12 protein-coding genes are annotated in these 16,840 nt (G+C 57.3%); 7 read left to right on the top strand and 5 right to left on the bottom strand.

Features of this window, described 5'->3' with window-relative positions:
* The first annotated feature begins 212 nt into the window (after positions 1 to 212).
* Complete coding sequence (locus IB213_RS10885; protein WP_192406486.1) at positions 213 to 1,349, top strand: iron-containing alcohol dehydrogenase; 1,137 nt, start codon at positions 213 to 215, stop codon at positions 1,347 to 1,349.
* A gap of 32 nt (positions 1,350 to 1,381) precedes the next feature.
* Here IB213_RS10885 and IB213_RS10880 read toward each other — a convergent pair whose 3' ends face one another.
* The 4 genes from IB213_RS10880 to IB213_RS10865 form a co-directional block, all read right to left on the bottom strand.
* Complete coding sequence (locus IB213_RS10880) at positions 1,382 to 3,871, bottom strand: AI-2E family transporter (protein WP_192406484.1); 2,490 nt, start codon at positions 3,869 to 3,871, stop codon at positions 1,382 to 1,384.
* A 137-nt stretch (positions 3,872 to 4,008) separates the two neighbouring features.
* A complete protein-coding gene (locus IB213_RS10875) occupies positions 4,009 to 4,806 on the bottom strand; it encodes an HDOD domain-containing protein (RefSeq protein ID WP_192406482.1) in 798 nt (265 codons plus the stop codon).
* 99 nt (positions 4,807 to 4,905) lie between these two features.
* A complete protein-coding gene (locus IB213_RS10870) occupies positions 4,906 to 5,712 on the bottom strand; it encodes a sensor histidine kinase (protein ID WP_192406480.1) in 807 nt (268 codons plus the stop codon).
* Positions 5,713 to 5,750: 38 nt separating this feature from the next.
* Positions 5,751 to 6,431, bottom strand: a complete 681-nt coding sequence (locus tag IB213_RS10865; protein ID WP_225561073.1) for a response regulator transcription factor — start codon at positions 6,429 to 6,431, stop codon at positions 5,751 to 5,753.
* 354 nt (positions 6,432 to 6,785) lie between these two features.
* On the opposite strand from IB213_RS10865, the gene IB213_RS10860 reads away from it, so the two are divergent.
* From IB213_RS10860 to IB213_RS10845, 4 genes are all read left to right on the top strand, one after another.
* Complete coding sequence (locus tag IB213_RS10860) at positions 6,786 to 7,268, top strand: hypothetical protein (RefSeq protein WP_192406476.1); 483 nt, start codon at positions 6,786 to 6,788, stop codon at positions 7,266 to 7,268.
* 90 nt (positions 7,269 to 7,358) lie between these two features.
* On the top strand, positions 7,359 to 7,760 hold the full coding sequence (locus IB213_RS10855; protein WP_192406474.1) for a hypothetical protein: 402 nt from the start codon (positions 7,359 to 7,361) through the stop codon (positions 7,758 to 7,760).
* A 43-nt stretch (positions 7,761 to 7,803) separates the two neighbouring features.
* Positions 7,804 to 9,447 carry a DUF4384 domain-containing protein gene (locus IB213_RS10850; RefSeq protein ID WP_192406472.1) on the top strand — a complete coding sequence of 548 codons (1,644 nt, stop codon included), beginning with the start codon at positions 7,804 to 7,806 and terminating at the stop codon, positions 9,445 to 9,447.
* A gap of 10 nt (positions 9,448 to 9,457) precedes the next feature.
* A complete protein-coding gene (locus IB213_RS10845) occupies positions 9,458 to 10,561 on the top strand; it encodes an SEL1-like repeat protein (RefSeq protein WP_192406470.1) in 1,104 nt (367 codons plus the stop codon).
* An 89-nt stretch (positions 10,562 to 10,650) separates the two neighbouring features.
* Here IB213_RS10845 and IB213_RS10840 read toward each other — a convergent pair whose 3' ends face one another.
* Positions 10,651 to 13,026, bottom strand: coding sequence for a Tex family protein (locus tag IB213_RS10840; RefSeq protein ID WP_192406468.1), 2,376 nt, complete (start codon positions 13,024 to 13,026; stop codon positions 10,651 to 10,653).
* A 168-nt stretch (positions 13,027 to 13,194) separates the two neighbouring features.
* On the opposite strand from IB213_RS10840, the gene IB213_RS10835 reads away from it, so the two are divergent.
* Positions 13,195 to 14,223 (top strand): DUF72 domain-containing protein, encoded by a 1,029-nt coding sequence (locus IB213_RS10835; RefSeq protein WP_192406466.1) that lies wholly within the window; start codon positions 13,195 to 13,197, stop codon positions 14,221 to 14,223.
* Positions 14,224 to 14,452: 229 nt separating this feature from the next.
* Positions 14,453 to 16,615 carry a FimV family protein gene (locus IB213_RS10830; protein ID WP_192406464.1) on the top strand — a complete coding sequence of 721 codons (2,163 nt, stop codon included), beginning with the start codon at positions 14,453 to 14,455 and terminating at the stop codon, positions 16,613 to 16,615.
* The last annotated feature ends 225 nt before the right edge of the window (positions 16,616 to 16,840 follow it).

Below are 16,840 nucleotides of genomic sequence, written 5' to 3'. Positions count from 1 at the left end.
GATGGGGATTCAGATCGTTTTCGTCGTTCACAGCACGCAAGCAGCAATCACAAAGCTGCACATCATGCAGCAATCACAGGGCCGCTGCAGGCAAGTGGATTGTCCCTTGCGTGACCCAACGCAGCCTTGCCTGAGGGTTGCCAAGCTGGTCATCCACCCCCCACTTGTCCAAAATAAGGACTGTTTGAACACCACGGGGCTGGGGGCAGGATATGGCTTTTATCAATTACGTCACGCACATTCAGTTTGACTTTGGTGCCGTGCGCCTGCTGGCGCAGGAATGCCAGCGCGTAGGCATCACACGCCCGCTGGTCGTGACCGACCCTGGCGTCAAAGCCGCCGGAGTGCTGCAAAAGGCACTGGATGCACTGGGTGATCTGCCCGTCACCGTCTTTGACAGCACCCCCAGCAACCCCACAGAGGCAGCGGTTCACGCGGCCGCCGCCCTGTACAAGCAGCACCACTGCGATGGCTTGATTGCCGTTGGCGGAGGCAGCGCCATTGACTGCGCCAAGGGCGTGGCGATTGCCGCCACGCACGAAGGCCCACTCAAGATGTACGCCACCATTGAAGGCGGCTCTGCAAAAATCACCGAGGCCGTGGCCCCCATCATTGCCGTCCCCACCACCAGCGGCACTGGCAGCGAAGTAGCACGTGGCGCAATCATCATCGTCCAAGACCACCGCAAACTGGGCTTTCACTCGTGGCACCTGGTGCCCAAGGCGGCCATTTGCGATCCCGAACTGACCTATGGCCTGCCCCCCATGCTCACGGCGGCCACCGGCATGGACGCGGTGGCTCATTGCATGGAAACTTTCATGTCAGCAGCCTTTAACCCCCCCGCCGACGGAATTGCACTGGACGGCCTGACGCGTGGCTGGGCGCACATCGAACGCGCCACACGCAATGGGCAGGACGCCGAGGCGCGCCGCCAGCTCATGAGCGCCAGCATGCAAGGCGCCATGGCATTTCAAAAAGGCCTGGGCTGCGTCCACAGCCTGAGTCACAGCCTGGGCGGCATCTCGCCACGCCTGCACCATGGCACGCTCAACGCCATGTTTTTGCCCGCCGTGGTACGTTTTAACGCACAGGCAGATTCGGTGCAGCGCGAACAGCGGCTTGAAAAAATGGCACACGCCATGGGCCTGAGCCGTGCCAGCGACATACCCGCTGCCATCCGTGACATGAATGCACGGCTTGGGTTGCCCGCAGGCTTGGCCGCCATGGGTGTAGAGCCTGCATGGTTTGCCCAGGTGATAGACGGTGCGCTCAAAGACCACTGCCATGGCACCAATCCACGCACGGCCAGTGCGCACGACTACGAGGAGATGCTGCACAGCAGCCTGTAACCATACATCTACGGCGTACGGTTGCCCGGCAGTCATGACGCTGGCGGTGCGGGGGTACCGGGCTCTTGCGCGACACGTCCCTGTTCTCGCAAACGCTCCATCAAATCTTTAGCCATGTCGTGCAGGGCATCCATGTCCGAAGCATTCATGCGTCGCGGCATGTCATGCATGATGCACAGGCTGCCCAGCACCATGCCTTGCTGGTTCTTGAGCGGCACCCCGGCATAGAACTTCACGTGCGCTTCGGTCAGCACTGGGTTATCAGCAAAGCGCGGATCCCGCGCCACGTCTTCCACAACCACGTCTTCACCCTCGTGCACGACATAAGCGCAAATCGATAAGTCCCGGGGCAGGCCTGCCTGCCCGTCCGCCCCGTCACTGCTCGCCAGCAAGCTGCCCGGCGTATGCACCCAGTTGTGATCCACCAGCGACACTTGCGCGTACTTCACATCGAATGCATTCACCGCTTTCAAAGCCAGCTGCTTATACGCAGGCCAATGCACAGGCAATAGCGCACCACTGCGCTGCAAATGCTGCACACGTTCATCGTCATGCTCCGGCCATGGAGCCGGCACATACCCATGCGCCACTTGCTCAGGAGAGAGCAATTGCTGCATGCGCAGCACCAGCTCTTGCATGCTGGTGACCACTGCGTTCACCCCAGTGCGTTCCACAAAATCGGTGGTCAAAACCGCTGGCGTGGCATTCCACAGCGCCAAAATGACTGGCATGTTGGGGTGACGGCGACGCAACCTGCGCACAAGCTGGCGCACCATGGCCTGCGGCTGAACATGAAAAGCAGATACAACCAGCCACTGCACATCGGCCCAGTCTTGCGTCTCATCTGGACGGACAGTGGTCGTCAAGGCATGACCAGTGCAGCTAGCGTGAATACCGTGGAGATTCAGACTGTGCGAGACCATGCGTGCTGCCAGCGCATCCACCTCCCAGCTCGCCCCCACGCAATGCACACGCCCATTCAGGCCTGCACCTGCAGATGAAGGCTGCGCAGGAAACTCATCCTGCAACTCCTCCAGCACCTCCTCCATGCCATTGGACAAGCGCATACGGTGCCCTACTGTGGCCCTTTCCGAATGGTGTCTGTATGCCAGCTGCAAAGCCGGCAGCGCTACATCGCCATAAAACCGCACAAGCGCTTGCCCCTTGTCTGCGGCTGTGGGTTTGACTGGCATGCGCTGAGCAATGGCATCTTGCACGACGTCAATCGCACCGTGCACGTCATCTGCCAGCAAGCGCTGATACAAACGGTGCGGCGCGTCCAGTACTGGCTGGCTGCCCAGCAGCACTTCCATGAACTGCAACCCCGGCAAATAGCGGCCCAATACCAGACAGCACACCGTTAAAGGGGTCGACAAAATCAAGCCCACAGGGCCCCACAAGGCTGTCCAGAACGTAGCGGCCATGATGATGGCCAACGTCGACAGGCCAGTGCTGGCACCATACAGCCACGGCTCCACCACATTGTTGCTGATGAGCTCCAGCAGCAAAATCAGCCCCAGCGTCCACAGCAACATATCCCAGCCGGGAGCCACAGCAAAAGCCAGTGCTATCGGAAACACCGCAGAAATCATGGGCCCCACATAGGGTACAAAACGCATGATGGTGGCCAGCACCCCCCACAAAATGGCCCCGGGCACACCAATCAGCCACAAGCCCAGCGCCATGGGGATGCCATAAGTCACATTCACAATGAACTGCATGCGCAGGTACTTGCCAATGCGCTCCGACGCTTCATCCAAAGCATCGGTGGCCACATGCATGTTTCCTCCCATCAAGCGCAGCAGCCGGTCCCTCAGGTCATCCCTGTCCAGCAAGATCAAAATCACAAACAGCAGCACGATGCCCACCATGGCAACAGGCTCGCTCACTTTGCCCAGCCACTTCATCACAATCTCCAGTGGCTTGCCATCTTCGCGGATCACTTCCACTTTTTGCACGCGCGGCTGGCTGCGCTCGGCCTGCGCGCTGGCGGCAGAAATTTCGCCCTCCACCGCGTTATAGGTCTTGAGGGCACCATCCCACGCGCCGGGGCCACTGCTGAGCGTGCGCAGGTTCCTGAGCTTTTGCTTGATGGTGTTTTGGTAGGTGGGCAAGTCAGCACTGAGCGACTGCACCTGCTTGCCCAAATAAAACCCCATGCCAGTCAGAGCGCCCAGCGACAGGGCCACCACCAGCAACGTTGCTGCCATGCGCGGCAAGCCCCAGCGCTTTAGCAAACTGACCGCAGGGTCGAGTAAAAAACCCAGCAGCACCGCCAAGGCAAGGGGGATCAAGATATCGCGCCCAAAATACAGGGCCGCGATGATGACGGAAGCAATCAGCAGCCCCACCAGCCAGCGCAGGCCCGGAACCATCGCCGCCAGCGCCTGCAAGCCTCTGTCATCGAGCACAGAAGGCGGTATCTCGTTGTGGTGACTGGACTTTGGAGGGGGAGCAACCGGCTGGGTTGATGGCTCCTGCAGGCGGTGCTTCCCTGAGGAGGTTGGCGGATGCTCAGACATAGGACAGCTTCAGGTTTTAACTGCACAACAATGACAGCGCTTACCTGGGTGCCCTTGTCATCCTTTTACGCCAAGCTGCGCATGGCTTTTTGACTTTTCAGCGCTCTGGCCGTCATCTGCTTTACAGCTGCAAGCAATCAATACAAGGATTGACTCCAGTCTGCCGCGTCCTGCTGCAAGACCACGTCCACATCCACGCCCAGCGCTAACGCCACGTCAACGGGGAAAGCATCTGCCACGGTGCGCTCACTCCAGCCACAGTGTTTGACACGGCTGCACCACACCGCCAGATGCAAAACGCCCGCCATCGGATCAAACTGCGCCGTCTCCATCGGCGCCTCCATGGCCTTGACCGCGGCAATCACGTCGGCAGGCAGATTCCACTGCCGCAGCAAAGCTGCCGTTGTACTGTTGGCGCTATACCCCCAGTGACGCACCTCCAGACGAGGCCGGCGTGGATCCCAGACGCTGGTTTCCACATTCAGCGCAGCTACGCGCTCTGGCTGCGTTTGGTTCATAAAGACCTGGCCAATTCCATGCAGCAAAGCCGCCACATAGGCCGCACTGGCATCCAGCCCCGTTAAGCCAGCCAGACTGCGCGCCAATTTGGCACTGGCATGGCTGACACGTACAAATTGCACCATATCCAGGCCCGGCCTGGCCCGCAAGGTCATACCCGTCTGGGCTTTTTTCAACAATGCCCGCAACTGCCTGTCACCCAGCAACGTAATCGCCTGCGGAATGCCACGCACCAGGCCCTGCATTTGGTAAGCACTGGCGTTGGCGCATTCCATCAGTTGCGCAGCCAGAACTGGGTCACCACCAAAAAGCTGGTTCACCCGTCGCAAATTAGGCATATCACTGAGCAGCTCACGCATTAACAGCGCCAGGACACGAGGCTGGCAGGGCAGAGTAAGTTCTTCAGCAATGTGCATAGGAGGGCAAAGTCAGGGCGTGAGTTCGCCGGTTAGTGCTCAGCTAAGCATAGCGGCAGTCTGAGCATTGGTCACTTGGGCCGCATGCTCTTGTGGCACTTAGCGGACAGCACTCCATTGCACGCCAACGTGCGTACCGCGCCCAGCCTGCGCATCAATGGACAGCACAGCACATGCTTGTTGGGCACGGGTGCGCATGCTCTGCAGCCCTCGCCCGGCACACTCCTGTGAGCTGTCATCGTCAAGTGGTGGCTGATAGCCGCACCCGTCATCAGCAATCTCTAGCTGCCACGTAGCTTCATGGCATGTCAGCCTGATACGCAACACTTTGCATTGCGCGTGCCTGAGTGCATTGCTGATAGCCTCCTGGGCAAGCATGGCCAGCTGCAACCCTTGGTTGGCATGCGGGCTGAGGTCACTTTCGCCTGTTGGCATCTGCCAGTCCATCGACACCCCTCGCGCTTGCAGCAACGGCTGCAGACGCCAGCGCATCATGGCCAGACGCTCAATCAAACTCGCATCCACATCGTCCAAGCACTCCATCTCCACACGCAAACACCACATGGCATTTTCAATGCTGTGGCGAACGTCTTCGACAGAGGCATTCCGTGCATCCAGCAAAGCCAGTGCCTGAAACAGATGCGCCCCGACTCCGTCGTGTAAGTCCTGTGCGATGCGTGCGCGTTCCGCCTTGACCTCTGGTGAGGTGCGCTGACTTTTACGCTTTTTCCAGCGTATCGCTTTTCGTGACAGCAGAAAAAAAACCGCTGCACATAAACTCTGCAGCAGCAAGACTACCAGCCAATGCATCCAGCCCGTCTGCTCAAAATCAGGCGGAAGTATCCAGAGGCAAAACAGCAATACAGCCACATTGAAAAACCACAGGGCTGCAATCTCCCAGAGCATGTGCCACCCCCGCCAAGCAACTGGTTGCCACATAACAATCAAAGCAAACCATGCAGCAACGCAGCCCGCACGGCCTGCGCGCGACTTTTGACTTGCAGTTTCCGGTAAATATTACGCACGTGCGTGTTAACAGTCATAGAAGTAATCAGCAACTGAGCCGCGATTTCTTGGCTGGTATACCCACTGGCTACGTGACGCAAAATTTCGCGCTCTCGTCCAGATAATTGTTCGCTATCGGTGCACTTGGGCTCAGGCGTATTGCTTCGCATCCGTTGCAGCAAACGGCGCGCGACATGCGGGGTAATGGATGCACCGCCATTGGCGACCTGCAAAACTGCCTGAACATAGCTTCCAAACCAGCAGTGCTTCACCAGATACCCGGCAGCCCCTTGCTCTATGGCACGCAGCAACTGCGCATCACCCTCCATGACCGAAATAATGATGGTCTCTGCAGCAGGCCGAATAGAGCGTTGCAGGCTAATCAGCTCCAGACCGCAGCCATCCTCTAAATTCAAGTCGGCCAGGAGCACGTCAAATACTTCTTGCCGCATCGCACGCTTGGCTTCTCGCAAACCACCTGTCTGCCCCACCAGTTGCACGCGAGGGTCCGCCATCAGTTCGCGCTCCACCACATGACGCAGGTGCACATCGTCGTCCACCAGAAATACGCGGACAGGTTTGCTCTTTTGACCAACCATGAAGTCGGGCCACTGAGACATCGCTGGAGTACAGCCTCCTGCCGTCACTTCCCACTTATATGGCTGTGAGATGCCTTGCTGGCTCGGGGTCATGACTTTCCTTCAAACCATTGCACTGCTTACAAGCTGTCACTACCTAGTTTTTTACTCCCTCTTACTACCGCCCGTCAGTAGTCAAAAGCCTATAGCCATGGGCGTTACAACTTCAGCCCTGATCTCTGCCAACGAGTACTTACCTAATTTATGGGATTGGCTGTTCCTGGGTGCAAACAGACACTGACTCCAAGCCTCGTCAATACATCCGACCAGGCCCACTGGCAGACAAGCTCTCTGTCAGTTGCTTCATGCGACACGTCAACCACCTAGGAGCCAATCATGAAAAAGTCCATTGCAGTCTTCTCGCTCAGCCTGATTGCGGCCACAGCATTTGCTCAATCTTCTCGACCCACGCACCCCAACCCAACGCCTACGCCCACCCCGACACCTGCTGCGGCTCCATCGATTGAAATCAATGGCCCCACTTTGCAGCTGACTTCGCTGAGCTGGAGCCACGTGAGCAACAAGGCCGAGGATCAGGCCACGGCACGTCAGAACATCTCCTCCAACACTGCAGGGGTGAAAGTCGGTGCAGCTCTTACGCAGGCCACAGTGGGCAAAGGCGCGTACATCAGCAACTACGCTGAAGATCAGGCCTACGCTTCGCAGAACCTGGCCAGCAACGTTGGCAATGTTGACGTCAAGAAGGCTTTGACCCAGGTGGTTCTGCTCAAGAACACATCCGTGCGCAACTATGCCTCTGACCAGTCTTCCGCTGTGCAGAACATCTCCACAAACAACGCTTGCGTAACTTGCCAGTAAATATTGCGGCCTTCACAAGCCCCCCCCCCTTGAACACGAAGACGCTGACACCAGCATCTTCGTGTCATTGCTGGCACACAGGAGAGCATCATGCGTATCCAGATCACCCATTGGATCTTGGCAGCTGGCCTTAGCTTGATGGCCCCTGCCTCCTGGTCTGCGCCAGGCGAAGACACCATTCAGCTTAAAAATCCGGTTGAACACCTTCAGTTGCCGATTGGCGGCCCTGGCGTATCCAAAGGTCTGGATCAGGAAGGCGATGGCATTCCCACCAGCTTGAAGGCCAAGATTGTCCGGTATGAAGCGAAAACGTTCAGTGACCAAAAAGATGGAATTTATACCGACGGTGACGTGAACCGCATGGTCGAGACCCAAGCCAATCGTAAAACCTGCATCCAGGATGTTGGCAGTAATGTAGCGCCCCCCTCTGGCGTTGGCGGCAGAGATCAGATCGTGGTGTTGCGCGGGGATCTGGTCAATATTTGCCGTTGAAAAGCAGGTTTTCAGTAAAGCCCCACAACCCCTGAGAGCCACCATGCCCTACCTACCTACTTTCTCTTTGACGAGCCATCCCCGCTGGCAAGCCGCGATCGCTTTGCTAAGCGCTGTGGGCCTGCTCGCAGGCTGTGCACCGATGAGTCCCGCCAAAGATGCGCCCTATCATGCGCGCGCACCTGAAATCAACCGCCCCGCAGTACGCCCGACAAGGTCGCTGAGCAGTTTCTCAGACTCCTTGATGTGCATGGATCACCTGTTTAGAGAAAGCGGCATGGGAACGGTGCTGATTACCAGCAAATCCATTCCTGACTATTCAGGCCGCATTGCGGTAGCAACCAAAGAAATGATTGTGACGGCCCTGTCGCAAATGTCTCGCGTGAGCAATGCTTTTCGCTTCGTGGATTACGAAGTGAATATCGCCCAGCAAGATACCGTACAAAACCTCACCACCCTTTTGCTCAACAACAACCAAATTCGCTTGCAGCGACCTGCACTCTATGTTTCTGGGGCGGTGGCTTTCGTTGACCAGCAAGTGATCAGCAACAACGTCGAGGTAGGCACCTCTGCCTCGCGCCTGGAGACGGGGTACAGCCAAAACAAGCGCTCGACGGTGATTGGCCTTGAAATGCACCTGGGTGACTTTCGCAGCCGTACCTTTATTCCCGGCCTGGATTCAGCCAACGAAATTGTGATTGGCAGCGGAGGTCAGGGGCTGGATTTATCAGGGCGTATTGGCAATTACGGTGTGCAGTTCAACGTCGGCAGGGATTACGCGCAGGGCTCAGGCCCCGCCATCCGTACATTGGTAGAGCTGGCCATGATTGAGCTTTTGGGCAAGTGGGCCCGGGTGCCCTATTGGCAATGCCTGACGCTTGAGCAAACCCACCCTGAATTTATTCGACAAATGCGTGAATGGTTTGAAGATGCAGGGCCTGCCAACCGCAGCCTGCTCGTGCGTCGCTCGCTGGTTCGCCGTGGCTACCTGGAGACTGAAACCCCCGATGACAGCGCACTGCGCCAGGCTCTGACCCAATTCCAGGCAGATGAACGTCTCGTGGTGACAGGGGTTTTAGATTTCCCGACCTATGAACGGGCCATGCGCAACTTTGTCAGCCTGACACCCCAAGGTCATTTGCAGCGCGTTGGCTGGGTCAATAACGCTGGCATCAGCATGGCCGCAGACACCAGCCAGCAAGGGCAGCCTGCGCACATTGATATGCAGATAGAAAATCTGATGGTCGGGCGTGAGCACTTTCTTCCAGGTGAGCAAATCTTCTTGTCAGCGACCGTCTCACGCACCTCCTACCTGTACTGCTACATGGAGAACGCTGAAAAACAGGTTATCCGCCTGTTACCCAACGCAACCAACAGCTCTGGCTGGATTGCCGCCAATCAGGCCATTCGCATCCCGGACTGGATGAGTCCTACACCAGGTTTTGTGCTTGATGCCGGCATACCAGGGCAAGAGCGGGTAGCCTGTTTTGCCAGTGCCAATGACCTGACAGGCAAGCTGCCTGCCAACTTGCAGCAACCAGCATTTCGCCCATTGCAGGGGGCCGCCTCTCTGGAAGACATTGGAGTGCAGCTGCGCCAGGCAGCGGGTGGTGACAGCCTCGTTGGTCAAAGCAGCCTCAAGTGGCAGGTCACAGCACCCAAAGCTTCCGCAGCTGCCCCGCAATAAGAGCACCATCATGAGCCACACCTATATACGTACAGTGGTCGCTTTGCTGGCGGGCATAGCAATGGGCGCAGCAAGTGCCCAGCCACGTGCAGTCATTAGCGTGCAAGAAGCGCAAACACCACCGCGCATTGACTCTGAGCAGTTGCAAAAGCCAAGTGCCGGCATGGATGCCAGCACCCCTGCAGTGTCTCCAGCCCTGGCAGAGCTGCAAAGCCTTGCCAATGCACCTGCCCCGCGCTCTGGCCAGGCCCGAAAACAGCAGGCACAAGCGATCTGGCAGCTCGGTCTGCTACAGCTGCATGGATTGCATGTGCCGCTGGATCCTGCGCAGGCAAACATCATGTTCGAGCGTGCCCATGCACTCGGCCATCCGCTGGCGAGTGCAGGCCTGGCCTGGTGTGCTATTGATGGCTGTGGCCAGCGCCCCCAGCCCAGTAAAGCTCCAAAGTGGCTGCAGGAGCTGCGCCAGCAGGACCCAGGCCGCGCTGCATACCTTGACTGGCTGCTTCTGGAGGACGTAGCCCCGATGGATGCAGATGTGGCATCGACCTCACCGCAAGTCAACAACGCCATGCAGCAACGCAAACAGCAGGCCCTGCAACGTGCAGTGAAAGCCAATGACCCCCATGCGCGCGTGGAATGGGGTCTGGAGCTGGCTGCAGAAAACCAGACCAGCCAAGCGCTTGCACAGTTTCGCGCGGCCTCAGCCACCTCTGAAGCTGCACGCCGCAATATGCAGGTCCTGGCAGAGCAGAGCAGCCAGCGCATGCATGCCAGTGGCAATATCGGCCAGGCTGGCAGCGCCTGGCAAACCTTTCGCCAAGCGCGCATCTATCACCGGGGAGAAGGCGTACCGGCCAATTACACAGAAGCAATAAGGCTCTACAAACGCGCCTCAGACATGGGCAACATCCAAGCCAAGCGCATGCTGGCCCTGATCTACTCGCGTCCGCTAGCAGATGGCAGTCTGGATACTGCCTGGATGCAGCAATTAGCCTATGCCGACGTCAGTAAAAACAGCAATACGCCGATTCATTCACCCAGCGCCCCCACCAGCTTGCAGCGTGATCCCACGCCGCTGTACGACTACATTGACGCACGCTGGCGCAAGTAGCAAACCTGAAGCAAAAAAGCAAAACACAAAACCGCAAAAACAAAAAAGGCAGCAACTGCTGCCTTTTTCGTTTTGTACACACCCAGTGCTTACTTCTTGAGGCTCTGCAATTTGGCGAACGCCGAAGCCATGGCATTTTGTGCCTGCGGCGCATCCCGGCGCTGTGGCTGTCCGGAGCCACCACTGCGCGCACTGCTGTGACCACGGCCCGCACTCTCAAAGCGATTGTCCCGAGGGCCATCGCGGCGGGCAGGTGCAGAGTCAAGCTTCATGGTCAAACTGATGCGTTTGCGCGCCGCATCCACCTCCAGCACCCTCACTTTGACAATCTGGCCCGTCTTGACCACTTCGCGCGCATCCTCAATGAACTTGTGGCTCATCTGGCTGACATGTACCAGACCGTCCTGGTGCACGCCCAGATCCACAAACGCGCCAAACTGCGCCACGTTGCTCACCGTACCCTCCAGCGTCATGCCCTCTTTCAGGTCCTTGATGTCTTCCACACCATCATTAAAGCGGGCAACCACAAAGTCAGGACGCGGGTCGCGACCGGGTTTTTCCAACTCACCCAAAATATCTTTGACGGTGATGGCGCCGAACTGCTCGCTGGCAAACTGCTCAGGCTTCAAGGTCTTGATAACGTCACTTCTGCCCATCAGCTGATCGACCGGCTTGCCAGTGGTGGCAATAATTTGCTCCACCACCGAATAGGTCTCAGGGTGCACGCCAGTCATGTCCAGGGGGTTCACGCCATCACGAATGCGCAAGAAACCTGCCGCTTGCTCAAACGTCTTGGCGCCCAGTCCAGACACTTCCATCAGTTGCTTGCGACTTTTGAAAGAGCCATTGGCATCGCGCCAGCGCACCACCGACTTGGCAACCGAACCACTTAATCCCGAAACACGGCTCAGCAGCGGTGCCGAAGCCGTATTCAAATCCACGCCCACAGAGTTCACACAGTCTTCCACCACAGCGTCGAGCTGGCGCGCCAGCTCGCTCTGGTTCACGTCATGCTGGTACTGGCCTACACCAATGCTCTTGGGGTCAATCTTCACCAGTTCAGCCAGAGGGTCCTGCAGCCGGCGAGCAATGCTGGCTGCACCACGCAGGCTGACATCCACATCTGGCAACTCCTGCGAGGCAAATTCACTGGCCGAATACACCGAAGCACCCGCCTCACTGACCACAACCTTTTCGATCGATTTTTCAGCCTTACCAGCCAGCTTGATCAGGTCAGCGGCCAGCTTATCGGTCTCGCGACTGGCCGTTCCATTGCCAATAGCAATCAGATTTACACCGTGTTTTTCTACCAGCTTGGCCAAGGTATGCAGAGAACCTTCCCAGTCCTTGCGTGGTTCGTGCGGGTACACCGTTGCGGTATCCACCAGCTTGCCATTGCTATCCACAACAGCCACCTTCACGCCCGTGCGGATACCCGGGTCAAGACCCATGACCGTACGTGAACCTGCGGGGGCTGCCAGCAACAAGTCACGCAAATTGTCACCAAACACCTTGATAGCCACTTTTTCAGCATCTTCACGCAGACGGCTGAACAAATCTCTCTCAGTGGACAGGCTCAGCTTGACGCGCCACGTCCAGGCCACGCACTTGCGCAGCAAATCATCCGAGGCACGCTTGGCATGGCTCCATCCCAGGTGCAAGGCAATGTGGCCTTCAGCCAGGCTTGGCTGCCCAACTTCAGGCTCGACCGGCTGCACCAGCTTGGCTTCGAGAATCTCCAGTGCACGCCCACGAAACACCGCCAAAGCACGGTGCGAAGGCACACGGCCAATGGGCTCGTCGTAATCAAAGTAATCGCGGAATTTAGCGACCTCTGCGTCAGCCTCGTTCTTGCTTTCCACCTTCTTGGAGCGCAGCAGGCCTTCGGCCCACAACCACTCGCGCAACTTTTGCACCAAAGCCGGGTCTTCGGCCCAGCGCTCCGACAAAATGTCGCGCACACCATCGAGCACAGCAAAGGTAGTCGAAAAATCGGGGCCCGGCTTGCCGTCATCCAGCACCGTGGCGGGCTTGCAAAAAGCCTCAGCCTCTTTGTGCGGATCAAGGCTCGGGTCCGCAAACAGCATGTCAGCCAGCGGCTCCAGACCAAACTCCTTGGCAATCTGCCCTTTGGTGCGACGCTTTTGCTTGAAAGGCAGGTAAATGTCCTCCAGCTCTTGCTTGGTCGGCGCGCTGGCAATAGCCAGACGCAGTGCATCTGTCAGCTTGCCTTGCTCATCAATCGCTTTGAGCACCGTGCCACGACGGTCTTCCAGCTCGCGCAAGTAAGACAGCCGTGCCTCCAGCTCTCGCAACTGCACATCGTCCAGACCGCCTGTAACTTCCTTTCGGTAGCGGGCAATAAATGGAACGGTGGCACCACCATCCAGCAACTCCACTGCAGCATTCACTTGCTGCACACTGACTTTGATCTCTGTGGCAATCTGCCCAATGATTTTTTGCATGCGTTACACGCCCCGCGGCGCTTGTTCTCCGGAAGCGGGCAAGTGTGCCATAGACACAAGTGCTTGCTACCTTCTTTAAGTTACCGATTGCATACATACTTAATTGATAGCAAGAAGCGGTAGCCATACCTGCATTGAACTGCAAAATCGTTCAAATTATTCTTTGATATGCAAGACGATCTGTTTGGCACAGATGCTGCGTTACCGCAGCCATCTTCTGCGCCGCCCCGAAAGGCCAAGGGCGTACTCCCGGCTCCAGCAACCGAGACGCTACGTGTTTTGGCCCAATCTCTACCCCTGCCACTGCGCATGGGTGTTTCCACCTGGTCTTATCCCGGCTGGGAAGGCCTGGTCTGGGATGGCGCCTACGACGCTTCCGTCCTATCGCGCACAGGCTTGACCGCACTGAGCCAGCACCCGCTCATGCGCACCGTATGTGTAGACCGCTCTTTCTGGCGCCCGTTGAGCGTGGAGCAGTACGCAAAAATGGCGGCCCAAGTTCCGCCAGACTTTCGCTTTGTTGTGAAGTGCCCCAACGTAGTCACCGATGCCATGGTTCGCTCCGAAGAGGGCAAAGGCCAGCAACGCAATCGCGCTTTTTTAAATGCCTCTTTGGCAGTCGAGCAATTTGTCACCCCCGCCTTGCAAGGCTTAGGTGACAAACTGGGCGTCCTTGTATACCAGCTCAGCCCCTTGCCCTGGGATTTGCTGTGCAAGAGCCAGCAGCTTTTTGACCAGTTGGGTCTGGTTCTGGCCGCCACACGCCAGGCTTTGCAACATGCGCCCCATGTGATCGTGGCGGTGGAGGTGCGAGACCCCCTCTTGCTTGAAGATGGCTTTGCCCAAGTGCTCAAAGCACACAACGCCACCATGTGCCTGGGGTTGCACGGAAAAATGCCCCCCATTGAGCAACAACTGCCAATCCTGCGCAAACTGTGGCCCTCACCTTTCGTTTGTCGCTGGAACCTCAACCACTGTTTTGGTCCTTTTGGCTACGCAGCTGCACAGGAAAAACACCAGCCATTCAATGAGCTTCGTACACCTGACCCGCATACGCGATCGGTATTAGCGTCCACTATCCGCGGGATAACCCAAGCAGGTCAGACTGCGTTTGTCACGATCAGCAATGATGCCGAGGGCTGTGCACCACAGTCGATCCAATCACTGGCCGAGCAGCTTCAGCGTTTGAATAGCTAGATTTCCATGCACTCCATATACCGTCTTGCGTGGTTATGAATGGTTGACATTTAGTCCCTCTACGACAACAGACATGTTTTTTGCCATGTGCTTGCAAGAAAACAAAGACACAAGTCTGACAATTCGGCACATTCTCCGCAGTGTGAAAAAGGTTCACCCACAGTTGAACCAGAACTATTTGAGCTAAACAGTGCCTTGGCCCAAACACTTTGGCAGTAAAGAAATTATTGTGAAAATTCGCGACTTTCTCATCCTCGCTGGCAGCGTCGCTGCCGCATCGCATGTGAGCGCCCTGTCTTTAGGTAATACACAAGGGCAAGTGCAGCTTGGCTCACCGATTGACTTGGTGTTCCCGATTCAACCAGATGCCGGGCAAACTGCCGACAGCAGTTGCATCACCGCCGAAATCTGGATGGGAAATGCGGCATTGACCGGTAGTCAAGTCTTGGTGACCGCCCAAGACAAGTCTGTGCGTGTACGCTCCACCGCACCGGTGTACGAACCTTTGATCACGCTGAAACTGCGCGCCGGCTGCGTGAACGCTGTTTCTCGCAGCTACACCTTCTTTGCAGATCCCCCAAAATCTCTAGCAGCCTCTGTCGAGCCTATTGACCTGAGCACCATTCAAGTCAGCCCTCCAGCGGCAACTGCAGTTACAGCCGTACGCCCTGCTGCGGTCAAAAACACAGCGGCAGCAAACAAAGCACCTCGTGTGGCAAAAAAAGCCGTCAATCCCACAGCAGCTCTGGCGCAGCCATTGGCCCCAGCCGCCGCTGCCGCTGCTCAAACAGTGATTGCCGAGCCAGTGGCTCCCAAAGAAAGTACCCAAGAGCCTGCTACCGCGCCTGCAAGCGCAGAAAAATCACGCCTGCGCATTGAGCCACTGGACGGATTGGACACTCCGCCAGAAAGCACGCCACCGAACCAGGGTGAAGCGCAGTCTTTCACCAGCGCAGAGATCGACACGCAAACGCAGGCCATTCTGGATGCCAACCAAACACGCCTAGAAGCACTGGAAAAGCAGCTGCTCTCCATGCAATCGCAACTGACCAGCAACCGTGCAGCAACTGCCAACCTGCAAAGCCAGCTAGTCCAGGCGCAAAACCCGGATCTACCCTTGTGGGTCCATATCCTGCTGGGGCTGCTGGCACTTGCGCTTGCCACCATCGCGTGGTTACTGCAACGCATTAAAAAAGAGCGTCAAACGGCACAAAGCAGTTGGGCCAACACCGTATTGGCGGTCGAAGACTCCTTGCACGCTGCCTCCGTTGACACACGCCCTACCGCGTCCGTACCGGCATTGCACGAGGCCGAGCGCCAGAGCACCCCACCGGCAAGTGCCTTTTCTGCCGTAGAAGCCGGCCCCGCAGACACTCGCACTTCTGGCACAGATACGCAGCCTGCACCAGCACTGCCAGACCTTGAAGAGGCAGATTTTTATGCCGCGTTTGAGCAACCCGCTTCGCCCCCTCCTGCCACCGAGCAAGCACCACCGTTACCCTCCATCGCCGAAGTTCTGACAGCACAGGCATTGTTTGATGTTCAAGAACAGGCTGAGTTTTACGCCTCGATCGGAGAAAACGACCAGGCCATTCAGATACTGCAAGCACACATTGCCGAACATGCGGCCTCAGCCCCCCTGGCTTACATAGAGCTGCTGCAATTGCTCTACCGCCTCAGCCGCACAGAGGCTTTTGAAGAGGTACGCGAAAAATTCGAAGCACACTTCAATGTCCAGGTGCCTAACTTCTTGGGCTTTTCGCGCAAAGGACGAGATCTCAGCGCTTACCCCGAAGTTCTCGGCCAGATTGAAGCCTTGTGGCCCACCGATGAAGTGCAAGGTTTGATGCGCGACCTGATTGTTCGCCGCCCAGCGGCAAACCATACAGAAACCAATACTCGCTTCGACCTTGCTGCGTTTGATGATTTGCTCATGCTTTACAACGTGGCGCAGACAACGCCTGCATCAAGCCGGGGTCAACTGCCGGGGCGTGTTCGCATGACGCCGCTGGAAGTTCCATTGCCAGAACTTGCCTTTGACAGCCCCCCAGCGCCAGCCATGCAATCTTCGAACAGCCCTGGGCCCACAGTAACGCTGGCAAGCGCGCCGCTGCCCCTGCACGAGGCGCACCTGGACATGCTGACTGCAACGCCAATGCATGCCCCGCTGCCCGCATCCAGCCTGCAAAACGACTCCCCCTTCCAGAGCCCGGCGCATTTTGCGCCCAGCGAAGTGCTGGTGGATGATCTCTCCTTGGATTGGGACACCTCAAAAACTGAGGCTCCCCCAACGCCTGCCACTGACTCTTCATCGATTGATGAAGAAATAGACTTCTTCACCATGGATGAGCGAGATCTGCCTGCTTCTCCGCCACGGGACAAAGGGCAATAAGCACCAACAAGCTCGACAGGAGCCTCGCCAACGCCACTACCTGCTACAGGTGTGGCGTTTTTTTGTAGCACTGCGATCACAAAAAAATTGCCTGTTCGCCACGTCAGACATTCAGCATTACTGGCTTTGCAGGTGCACAGGGCAGTGCTGGAGGCTGCCTACATCTGCCTTATTGGGGCATAGCCTCCCTGTACATGCGAAAATCACCGTTTACCGCAGTTTTTG

Origin of the sequence: Comamonas sp. CMM02 (assembly GCF_014851485.1) — a bacterium.
GTDB lineage: Bacteria > Pseudomonadota > Gammaproteobacteria > Burkholderiales > Burkholderiaceae_C > Comamonas > Comamonas avium.
The sequence above is the reverse complement of the archived record's forward strand: the minus strand, read 5'-3'. Positions and strand labels throughout refer to the sequence as shown.